The 10,096-nt window shown below is 35.3% G+C and carries 12 protein-coding genes and 1 pseudogene; 8 read left to right on the top strand and 5 right to left on the bottom strand.

Annotated elements, in window-relative coordinates:
* The 7 genes from JEQ21_RS10335 to JEQ21_RS09085 all read left to right on the top strand — a co-directional run.
* On the top strand, nucleotides 1-131 hold a 131-nt coding region (locus JEQ21_RS10335), incomplete at its 5' end, for a transposase (RefSeq protein WP_196967522.1).
* Nucleotides 132-144: 13 nt separating this feature from the next.
* Entirely contained in the window at nucleotides 145-435 is a 291-nt protein-coding gene (locus JEQ21_RS09110) for an NAD(P)-dependent oxidoreductase (protein WP_199365217.1), read from the top strand.
* A gap of 28 nt (nucleotides 436-463) precedes the next feature.
* Complete coding sequence (locus tag JEQ21_RS09105; protein ID WP_199365216.1) at nucleotides 464-1,657, top strand: DegT/DnrJ/EryC1/StrS family aminotransferase; 1,194 nt, start codon at nucleotides 464-466, stop codon at nucleotides 1,655-1,657.
* Nucleotides 1,647-2,120, top strand: coding sequence for an NUDIX hydrolase (locus tag JEQ21_RS09100; RefSeq protein WP_233340859.1), 474 nt, complete (start codon nucleotides 1,647-1,649; stop codon nucleotides 2,118-2,120). Before JEQ21_RS09105 ends, JEQ21_RS09100 begins: the two co-directional genes overlap by 11 nt.
* Nucleotides 2,121-2,142: 22 nt before the next feature.
* Nucleotides 2,143-2,775 (top strand): HAD family hydrolase, encoded by a 633-nt coding sequence (locus JEQ21_RS09095; protein ID WP_325176133.1) that lies wholly within the window; start codon nucleotides 2,143-2,145, stop codon nucleotides 2,773-2,775.
* Nucleotide 2,776: 1 nt separating this feature from the next.
* On the top strand, nucleotides 2,777-3,436 hold the full coding sequence (locus tag JEQ21_RS09090) for an HAD family hydrolase (protein ID WP_199365214.1): 660 nt from the start codon (nucleotides 2,777-2,779) through the stop codon (nucleotides 3,434-3,436).
* Between the two features lie 320 nt (nucleotides 3,437-3,756).
* On the top strand, nucleotides 3,757-5,646 hold the full coding sequence (locus JEQ21_RS09085) for a M13-type metalloendopeptidase (protein WP_199365213.1): 1,890 nt from the start codon (nucleotides 3,757-3,759) through the stop codon (nucleotides 5,644-5,646).
* Nucleotides 5,647-5,697: 51 nt separating this feature from the next.
* Here JEQ21_RS09085 and JEQ21_RS09080 read toward each other — a convergent pair whose 3' ends face one another.
* A complete protein-coding gene (locus JEQ21_RS09080; RefSeq protein WP_199365212.1) occupies nucleotides 5,698-5,934 on the bottom strand; it encodes a helix-turn-helix transcriptional regulator in 237 nt (78 codons plus the stop codon).
* 326 nt (nucleotides 5,935-6,260) lie between these two features.
* On the bottom strand, nucleotides 6,261-6,941 hold the full coding sequence (locus JEQ21_RS09075; protein WP_199365211.1) for a hypothetical protein: 681 nt from the start codon (nucleotides 6,939-6,941) through the stop codon (nucleotides 6,261-6,263).
* Between the two features lie 397 nt (nucleotides 6,942-7,338).
* Between JEQ21_RS09075 and JEQ21_RS09070 the strand changes: the two genes are divergently transcribed.
* The gene (locus tag JEQ21_RS09070; RefSeq protein ID WP_199365210.1) at nucleotides 7,339-7,896 is read left to right on the top strand and encodes a hypothetical protein; all 558 of its coding nucleotides are present in this window, start codon (nucleotides 7,339-7,341) and stop codon (nucleotides 7,894-7,896) included.
* 267 nt (nucleotides 7,897-8,163) lie between these two features.
* On the opposite strand, the gene JEQ21_RS09065 is transcribed toward JEQ21_RS09070, so the two are convergent.
* From JEQ21_RS09065 to JEQ21_RS09055, 3 genes and pseudogenes are all read right to left on the bottom strand, one after another.
* Nucleotides 8,164-8,454: a helix-turn-helix domain-containing protein gene (locus JEQ21_RS09065; RefSeq protein WP_199365205.1), complete on the bottom strand. Its 291-nt coding sequence runs from the start codon at nucleotides 8,452-8,454 to the stop codon at nucleotides 8,164-8,166.
* Nucleotides 8,455-8,733: 279 nt separating this feature from the next.
* Entirely contained in the window at nucleotides 8,734-9,432 is a 699-nt protein-coding gene (locus JEQ21_RS09060) for a type II toxin-antitoxin system PemK/MazF family toxin (RefSeq protein ID WP_199365204.1), read from the bottom strand.
* A 152-nt stretch (nucleotides 9,433-9,584) separates the two neighbouring features.
* Nucleotides 9,585-10,096: pseudogene (locus tag JEQ21_RS09055) on the bottom strand (ISAs1 family transposase); the annotation flags it as partial.

Below are 10,096 nucleotides of genomic sequence, written 5' to 3'. Positions count from 1 at the left end.
TACCACCGTATTCTCCAGAATTAAATCCAATTGAGCAAAGTTGGGCTATTCTAAAAAAATCAGTTACAGAATTACTTCGCAAGATGGACTCTATAACTGATGCAATAACATACTATTTAAAAACTAAATGACTATAATCCTGGTTTGGAAATATATAATATAGGTAATAATAAATTAAATTACAATTTAACATCAATTGCGAAAATTATATCAGATGAAGTTGGAAATGTTCCAATAAATTTTGACGGAGATAAGGAGGATAACAGAAATTATAAAGTTAATTTTGACAAAATAGAACGGATAGGTTTTGTTACTGAAAAATCAATTCGGGATGGGGTCGAGGAAATTAAAGAAAGTATTATTCAGAGAGAAATTTTAAATCCGTATGATGCTAAATATAGTAATGTTAAAATTGCCAAGAATGATTATTTGTAAATGATGATTTGTGTGAAGGAGAATAATTATGAGTAATTTAGCTATTTTAGGTGCTGAACCGCGTTTCAATAATCCATTAAATTTTTTAAAACCTCAGTTAGTAAGTTTGAGTGATTCTGAGTATGGAGAATATTTTAATGAAGTTTTTAAAACAGGAATTTTATCTAAAGGTAGATTTTTAGAAAAATATGAGGATCAAGTTGGGGAATATTTATCCGTACCTTATGTATCTGCAGTTTCATCTGGTACTATTGGTTTAATTCTAACACTGGAGGCTTTGGGAATAGGTAAGGGTGATGAAGTTATTGTACCTAGTTTTACGTTCTGTGCTACAGTACATGCAATTGAAAAAGTTGGGGCTAATCCAGTATTTGTTGATTGTGATTTAAAAACATTTACATTAAGTACTGATGATTTGGAAATTGCCTTATCAAATAAGACTAAGGCGATAATGGGTGTTCATATTTTTGGAGTTTCAGCAGATGTATATAAATTAGAGAAATTTGCTAAAAAACATAATATTAAACTTATTTTTGATGCTGCTCATGCATTTGGAAGTACTATTGATGGAACTGCTTTAGGTAGATTTGGTGATGTTTCTGTATATAGTACGTCCCCTACTAAAACTCTTGTAACTGGGGAAGGAGGTTTGGTAGTGACTAAAGATAAAGAAATCGATAATAAAATTAAACTATTAAGAGAGTACGGCAATCCAGGAGATTATGATTGTACTGTAATTGGTATTAATGGTAGATTGGGTGAATTAGCAGCTATTACAGGTTTGATGTCTTTATCTGAGTTAGAAAGTAATCTCAATGTTAGAGAGCGAATTGGGAACTACTATATAAAACAATTATCAGGAGTAAAAGGTATTACTACACAATTTATTCCAGAAAATTGTTTTTCAACATTTAAAGATTTAGCGATTTTGATTGATGAATCTGAGTTTGGGCTAGATAGGGATTCTGTTGTTAGATGTTTAAATTTAGAAGGGATTCCAACTAGAAATTATTTCTTCCCGCCAGTACATAAGATGAAGTGTTATACTGATTTTTCTAAATTAGAGTTGGTGAATACTGAACAAATTTCAAATAATATTCTTTGTTTACCAATGCATCCATATATTAAGGAGAGTGATATTGATTTAATTGTAGAGATTTTGAATTCAATTTCTTCAAATAGTAGTCTTATTAAGGAGGTGTTGATAACAAATGTCAAATAATCAGAATATTAGTTATGTAGATCGTATTAGAAGTAAGATAGGAAATGATTTACTTATTTTAGTTGGTTCTAATGTAATTCTTGAAAATCAGGATGGAAAGTTGTTACTTCAAAAAAGGGTTTCTGGTAAATGGGGGCTTCCGGGAGGTTTATTGGAAGTAGGTGAATCTTTAGAAGATACTGCTGTAAGGGAAGTTTTTGAAGAAACAGGTTTAAAAGTGGAGGGATTAGAGTTAATAAATGTTTTCTCAGGTTCTAAATATCATTTTATTTTAACAAATAAAGATGAAATATATGTTATTACAGCTTTGTTTAAAATAAATCAATTTAGTGGAATGTTAAATATTGATCATGATGAATCAATTGATTTGAAATTTTTTGATTATTGTGAACTTCCGGATAACATCGAAGAAGAATATTTAGATTATATTAAATATTATTTATTTACCAGGGAGGAGGAATGATGATTAATTCAAAAAAGTATTTATTTTTGATTTTGATAATACGTTAATAGAATCTTTGCCATTATGTTTTAAATGTTTCCAACTGGTTTTTGAGCAATATTGTGGAATTCAGATGGATGAAAGCGATATTGAAAAATTATTTGGAGGTAGCGAAGAAGATATTATCAGAAAAGTTGTTGGAGAGGATAAAGCCTCTGAGGCTGTGGAATTGTTTTATAACAATTATAGTGATTTGCATGACAGTTTAGTTATTCAGGATAGGTTATTCAATGAAATTAAAGAACTTTTATTATTTTTAGAGAAAAACAGTAAAAGTTTATCAATATTTACTGGTAAAGGAAAAAGAAGTTTAGAGATTAGTTTGAGAAAACTTGGTTTAGATAATACATTTCAATATCTTGTTTCAGATGATGATGTTGAGAATTCTAAACCACATAAAGAAGGATTATTGAAAATACTAAATCATTTTGGTGTAGAGGCATCAGAAGCAATATTTTTTGGTGATTCTGATTTAGATATTTTATCAGCAAATCAAGCGTATATAGATTCTATAGGTGTAAATTGGTTTCGACACAGGAATTTTAGAATAAAGCCTAAGTTCATATCAAATCAGCCTAGGGATATTATGACTAAATTTTGGATTAAGGAGGAGTAATATGGCTTTGGAAGTGATTATATTTGACATGGATGGTGTTATAGTTGACACTGAATATTACGATTTCCAAATACAAAAAGATTTTATTCGTAAGTTTAATCCAAGCTCTTCATATGAAGAAAGTGAATTACTACAATTAGTTGGAAAATCGTATTATAATCTATATAAGTTGCTACAAAATTTCATAGGTGATAAGTTGTCTATTAGTCAGATAGAAGATGAGTATGCTAGATTTAGTGAAGAGCGTTATAGAAGTATAGACTATAAGAAACTTTTTCGAAAGGATATAGAGTTAATTTTAAAATTTGCGAAAGCAAATAATATTCGTTTAGCGGTTGCTTCTTCATCTAAAAAACAACATATTATTGAAGTTTTAAAGGCTTGTAATATTTATCAGTATTTTGATTATATAGAAAGTGGGGAGTGTTTTTTAGAGAGTAAACCTAATCCAGATATTTATAAATCTGTCTTAAAGAAATTTTCAGTAATAAATGAAAATTGTATTGCTATTGAAGATTCCTATTCCGGTATAGAGGCTGCGACAGCTGCGGGTATTCCAACAATTGGATATTATGATGAAAGATTACCATTTTTTAATTCAAAAGCAAGTTGGAAAGTAGAGAATATGAGGCAGGTCTATGAAATAATTTCTAATTTATAAGGTTTAGTAGAAATTGAGCTTAAAGCCTAAAGTCTAAAGTCATAAAAACAGCTTGGAATCAATGTTTTTAATGGAGAGATTCTAAGTTGTTTTTTATTTTGAAGACCACTTTTTCTAGTATTCTTTCAAGAAAATAACAATTTTTCGGAAAGAAGTGATTGAATAATCGAGTTTCACAGGAGATGGACAAGTGTCACGTAGACAGACTAAAAGCCTACAGAATAGTCTTTTAGTCTGTATTCAACTGCCCCCTGACATTCATGTCATGTTAGGGATTGCCTATTTATGGTATGATAGTAGGAAAAGAATGGAGGTTTCCTATGGTACGTCGACAAGATGATTTTTATGATGCGATCAATGGTGAGTGGGCTGCGACTGCGGTTATTCCTGAGGACAAAGCTCGCACAGGTGGCTTTACAGACTTGGCGGATGAGATTGAAGAGCTGTTCTTGGAGAAAACAGATCAGTGGTTGGCAGGTGAGGATCTACCTGAGGATTCTGTTTTGAAGGAATTTGTAGCTTTCCACCGCTTGGCTTCGGATTATGAGAAGCGGGATGCAGATGGTGTTGCTCCTGTCTTACCCCTCCTAGAAGAATATAAGAACCTGACTTATGAGGATTATCGTCAGCGTCTGGCGGAGTTTGAGATGGCGGGGACACCGAATTTCCTTCCTTTTGGTGTCGCTCCGGACTTTATGAATGCTCGGATTAATGTTTTGTGGGCAGATGCGCCTGGAACGATCTTGCCGGATACTTCTTATTATGCGGAAGACCATCCCCAGAAGGAAGAATTATTGGCCCTATGGCGTTCTTCTATGGAGGAACTTCTGGCTAAATTCCCATTTACGGACGAAGAAATTGCAGATCTCCTCGACAAGCGTTTGGAATTGGACCGTCGGATTGCAAGCGTGGTCCTTTCGAGTGAAGAATCATCCGAATATGCGAAACTTTATCGTCCGTATGCTTGGGAGGATTTTAAATCCATGGTTCCAGGGCTTCCATTAGGTGATATTTTCCAAGAAATTCTTGGTCAGGAACCGGATCAGGTGATTGTGCCAGAAGAGCGTTTTTGGAAGGCTTCTGAGCTTTTCTATTCAGAAGAAGCTTGGCCATATCTCAAGGCAGGTCTGATCTTGGGAGTGGTTGGGCAAGCGGATGCCTATCTGACAGATGAAATTCGGATCTTGTCTGGTGCTTATAGTCGGGCCCTTTCTGGAACACCAGTGCCCATGAATCCGAAAAAAGCTGCTTATTATTTGGCACAAGGACCATTTAGTCAAGCTTTAGGTCTCTGGTATGCAGAGCATTACTTCTCTCCAGAAGCAAAGGCAGATGTGGAAGCTAAGATTCAACGGATGATTGAGGTTTACAAGCGTCGCTTAGAGAACAATGATTGGTTGAGTCCAGAAACTCGTGAAAAGGCCATTGTTAAACTCAATGTCATTCGCCCTTACATTGGTTATCCGGAAGAACTACCTGCTTATTATGCAGACAAGAAAGTAGATCCAGCCCTTTCTCTATTCGAGAATGCCCAAGCTTTGGGACGTGTTTCCATCAAACACGCCTGGTCCAAGTGGAATCAGGAAGTGGACGATAAGGAGTGGGGAATGCCAGCCCATATGGTCAATGCCTACTACAACCCACAGAAAAACCAAATCGTCTTTCCAGCGGCCATTTTGCAGGCTCCATTCTATGATTTGAACCAATCTTCCTCTGCTAATTACGGTGGAATTGGAGCCGTTATTGCCCATGAAATTTCCCATGCCTTTGATACCAACGGTGCCTCTTTCGATGAAAACGGCAGCCTCAATAATTGGTGGACCCAAGCCGATTATGATTCCTTCCAAGAAAGAACCCAAAAAGTGGTGGATCTCTTTGAAGGACAAGATTCCTATGGCGCAAAGGTCAACGGTAAGTTAACCGTGTCGGAGAACGTCGCGGATCTTGGCGGACTCTCAGCAGCCCTGGAAGCAGCTAAGCAAGACCCAGACTACTCCGCCCAAGCCTTCTTCGAAAACCACGCGCTCATCTGGCGCATGAAAGGCCGGGAAGAATTCATGAAAATGATGGCAGCCGTGGACGTTCACGCACCAGCTAAACTGCGTGTCAACCTTCAATTGCCAAACTTCGATGAGTTTTTCCAAACCTTCGATGTTACAGACCAAGACGGCATGTGGCGAGATCCAGCCGATCGCATTCAGATTTGGTAAAAAAACGAGGACAAAAAAGCATCCTGTCTCGAATTTGAGACGGATGCTTTTTTAGGCTTTATCTAAGGGAATGACTGCCAGTGTTTTGCCCAGACTGGCTAAAACTTTTAGGACAGTATCCAATTGTGGACTGGTTTTACCGGTCTCCATCCGAGCGATGACCGGTTGGCTGACGCCGGCGAGTTCACCGAGCTTTTGTTGGCTGAGTCCTTGTTCATTTCGGGCTCTTATCAATTCCAGCATAAGGGCAATTTTAAAAACTGAGAAAGTAGTGAGAGGATCTTCCATCGAAGATTCTCTCACTACTAATCTTAGTATGTTTGAAGTAGTTGGGATCAATAATGTGGTTCAAAATTTGTTTGAATTATTAGAAGTCATATCAGACAAAAGATATGTTGAGTTAAACGTTCGAGTGTTATCCCAAAGTCACCTAGTTTTAAAACACATAACGGAGATGAACTCATTTCCCTGTTTAAAAGGAGAGATCTCAAGGAAGGCTTTTTCAATATTTAGTTTTGTCAAGCTATAATAAAAAATGATGAAGAAGATTTGGAAAAAGATTAATTAGTTATTGAAAATAATGGTATTTAAAACATGTTAGCAAATTATCGTGATTATTTGTCGTAAACAGCTGCTTCAAATTTACCATCGCTGACAATCGTCTGATAATATGGATAATTTGGGCTAGCATCTACTGGTTTTCCTTTTACATGTTTATAAAACTCACTGTCATTTTCACCAATCGGCCAGCTAATTTCGAATTCATAAATTTTGGCATCTTGTGAAACTTTGTATTCCAATGTAACTGTCTCAATTTTATGTCCAACTGTTACATGATCTGGGGGGCCGAGTTTCTTAATAATTTCCTGTGCAGAGATGTTTGTATCAGAAAATACTTCGTTAAGTGTCTGAACTGTTAAATTTGCATAGGTATTAGTAAATTCTTTCTTCGTCATGTTGATTGATTGTCGAAGTCTAACACCCTCGTCATTATAATCTTTTATGTGTAATCCAATATAGTCCATAATTTCTTCGTTAGTAGAGTTCCATCTATTTGGTATCTTTTTCTCGGAACTTGATGAAGAGGGCGTGGATTTTTTTGTTTTTGAGTCCTCGTAGTCATGTTTATCCATGGAGGTATCTGATTTTGAGATCTTACTTTTGGATACTGAACTAGTTTCCTCTGATATATTCTTGTCACTTGCGCGAGAATTTTGGGTTCTAATTCCTGTGGTGAGAAGTATAGTTAATGCGAATAAAATTGATACATGATATCGGTTATTATAAATTTTCATGGTTCCTCCTTATAATAAAAAACCTTTGCATATTATAAACTCAAAACCATCACGAATTGAGGCATGATATGTAAAATCAAGTACATTATCTCGCGAATCCATCTCAAACACAAGCAGTTCTCAATAAAATTTTAAATCATGTGAGTTATTTATATGTGAGCTAAATGGGATGTTAATAGAGTTTAATAAGATCGTTTAGCTATTTTAATTGTATAAATGGTTTCAATAGTTCAATTAGGGTGAGGATGGTTTGAATAGGGGGAGTAATATGCACTGTTTGCTGAGTAAAATGGCTGAGATTTTATAACTGAGGAATTATTTGACATGTACTAGGAGTAGTGTTAGATTAAATTTGTAAAATATCCATATATTAGGGATTAGAGGTGAGATATCTAATATGAAATTGAAAATTACCAAAGTTTTTCTGGTGCTTCTTTTTGTCTGGGGAATAATTGCTTTGTTGAATAATTTTACAAATGGTCATGACGCAGGGAAAAAAACAAGTGAAGTTCGAGATGAGACTGAAATCTCAATCAACTATCTAAAAAAGCTATCGATTAATCCAGATGATTATATTCTTATAGAAGATGAAACTATTTTGAGAGATTATGGAGGGACAAAAGAAATTCTTACAGGAAATTATGAAAATTTCACAATAGAAAATATTAACTCGTTTGTTAACGATAAGGAGAATTATTATGAACCGCGGAAATTAATTGAAAAATTTGGTGTGCCAGACTATTTTTCTATTCAAATTGAAGGAGAAGATATTTTTTCTGACTTCACATGGTATAAAGAGAAGAATTCTAACGATCAATTAATTCATGCGTCAATAGTAGATACAGTTGAAGGTGAGAATAGTTATATTAGGTTAATTGGTAATCCATCAAATTCCAAAGTGAGAGAGAATCAACTATTTTTGGATAAAAAGGGATATGTTAAAAATGCTGAATAAAGGACTATCTTTTTGTCCTTTATTGAGTATTGGAAGTTGGAATTCGTGAGATTAATCTTTAAAACAGGTTCAAAATTTTGAATTGTCCTTGCTTTTTGAAATAGGAAGAGTAATAGCTTTGATATTGGGCTACTCCCAGTCGAACTTTGAAATTTTCTAAATCACTGACCAAGACGGCATGTGGCGGGATCCAGCCGATCGCATTCAGATTTGGTAAAAAACGAGGACAAAAAAGCATCCTGTCTCGAATTTGAGACGGATGCTTTTTTAGGCTTTATCTAAGGGAACGACTGCCAGTGTTTTGCCCAGACTGGCTAAAACTTTTAGGACAGTATCCAATTGTGGACTGGTTTTACCTGTCTCCATCCGAGCGATGACCGGTTGGCTGACACCAGCGAGTTCGCCGAGCTTTTGTTGGCTGAGTCCTTGTTCGTTTCGGGCTCTTATCAATTCCAGCATAAGGGCAACTCGTAAGTCGTTTTCTCGAATCTCTTCTGGAGATAGGAGTTCCTCCTGGATGTCTTGCCAGTTGCTTCCAATAGCGGAGTTCTTTGTCATGATTTTAACCCTCCTTTAGTAAGTTAGATAGCTGTCTACTAATTATAACTCAAAAGTTATTAAAAGGTGTGTGTGTAAATCAATGTTTTTGTGAACAGATAGCTGGAGTAGAAATTGTTGATGTTACTGCTCTGGTGAATATGTGGAGAATAAGAAAAAAGCCCGCTCCCTCTAGGTGCAGGCAGATGTCCGTAAAGGACTATGTCTTCTCAATGCTCGCAAAGGAGCTATGTGTTTTAAAGTTTACGCTTATTTTTCTTGATTGTCAATTATAAACTGTTAGTTTTTAAAAATTTTTTGTTTAAGTTGTTTATCAAGCTTGTCTAATGTAGCATCTGATATTTTAACTCCTTTTAATACACCGTAAGAATTTTGGGGATCAAAAATCCTCATCTTACTGATGGTAGTGACTTGATTAATCAGTGCGATACTCCCGGTCTTCATTCTGTTGGTTTCATTTTTGATTCTTCTAGCATAACTAAATTTTGCTTGGAAATTTTCAATTTCTTGTTCGGATAATTCACTTAGTGAGACAGAGCTTAGTTCGGCTAGAAGGAGATTAAGTTTGTGGATGAGTTTATTGTAAATTTCTGAGCCTAAATAGAGTTGATCTTTTCGTAAAGCAGTAATGTCCGTGTATGATTTTACTGAAGTTAGTGGAATAATCGTTAGAACCGGATTAGACTGGTAATTGTGAGCATCAATAACAATTGCATAATGAAGACCTCCCTGCTCACTGCCGACATTAAAGCCGAGATGAGCTTTGATGATATTTCCTCTACTGTATCGTAAAGTATTGGTTGTCTTAAAGGACTTCTCTTGCTCTAAGTAGTTTATCCAATCTTTAATCCAGAAGGATAATTTATCTGCTTTTCCTTGTTCACCATGCTCAATTAAGTGAGCTAGAAATGAGTCTAGTTTAGCTACAGCTTCATTTTTATGTTGAAACGATTCTAATTTTGTTAATTTTTTTGTCATCGTCCTCTCCTTTCGATTGTTATACTTTTATTCGTAAAAGAAGTGGAGAAACGATGTTAATCCTCTAAATAGATAACCCAAATCTTTTGCTGTATCTCTCACGACAAACGCACGAAAGATTCTAGTAGATTTATTCCCTGCTAGAATCTTTTTTAAATTAGTACTCTTAAAAATTTATCGAATACCATACTCAAATGGAACTTCTTTCGTCTCATACTCATATCTTTACCAACATCAAGATTTCTTAACACTCAAACAAAATTTGTCGATAATATTCAGGTTAAAGGCTAACTGTTTATTTAAAGTTTTATTAGCGTCTTCACGGAAAACAATATCCAATAGCCAGTGCAGACTCTCGATTTTCCAGTGGCCCCGAACATAGCTGGCTAGTTCGTCAGCTAATACCTTCGTACTCAAGACAAAATAGCGCTCGATACGCGTTACCTTATCATCCTTCTCAATAATACAAATAGCCTTTCCCAAACATTGAACATGAGGCCAATCTGGATGGTCTTTTCGGAACCAAGAAGTGTCGTGGACAACTTCATACTTTCGTGTTTCGATTTGACCATGAGCTTTTTCAATAGTTTCATAATAATCTACTACAGACTCTTGGTCATAGGAAAAGCAAGCAACAATATCTTCCAATAATCCTTTTTGATTT

The sequence above is a fragment of the Streptococcus sp. 121 genome (genome assembly GCF_016458205.1).
Classification (GTDB): domain Bacteria; phylum Bacillota; class Bacilli; order Lactobacillales; family Streptococcaceae; genus Streptococcus.
The sequence above is the reverse complement of the archived record's forward strand: the minus strand, read 5'-3'. Positions and strand labels throughout refer to the sequence as shown.

Bases quoted from the DNA above. Each gene is read 5' to 3' on its own strand.
- JEQ21_RS09105 (WP_199365216.1), top strand. From the start codon at position 464: ATGAGTAATTTAGCTATTTTAGGTGCTGAACCGCGTTTCAATAATCCA.
- JEQ21_RS09100 (WP_233340859.1), top strand. From the start codon at position 1,647: ATGTCAAATAATCAGAATATTAGTTATGTAGATCGTATTAGAAGTAAG.
- JEQ21_RS09090 (WP_199365214.1), top strand. From the start codon at position 2,777: ATGGCTTTGGAAGTGATTATATTTGACATGGATGGTGTTATAGTTGAC.
- JEQ21_RS09085 (WP_199365213.1), top strand. From the start codon at position 3,757: ATGGTACGTCGACAAGATGATTTTTATGATGCGATCAATGGTGAGTGG.
- JEQ21_RS09080 (WP_199365212.1), bottom strand. From the start codon at position 5,934: ATGGAAGATCCTCTCACTACTTTCTCAGTTTTTAAAATTGCCCTTATG.
- JEQ21_RS09075 (WP_199365211.1), bottom strand. From the start codon at position 6,941: ATGAAAATTTATAATAACCGATATCATGTATCAATTTTATTCGCATTA.
- JEQ21_RS09070 (WP_199365210.1), top strand. From the start codon at position 7,339: ATGAAATTGAAAATTACCAAAGTTTTTCTGGTGCTTCTTTTTGTCTGG.
- JEQ21_RS09065 (WP_199365205.1), bottom strand. From the start codon at position 8,454: ATGACAAAGAACTCCGCTATTGGAAGCAACTGGCAAGACATCCAGGAG.
- JEQ21_RS09060 (WP_199365204.1), bottom strand. From the start codon at position 9,432: ATGACAAAAAAATTAACAAAATTAGAATCGTTTCAACATAAAAATGAA.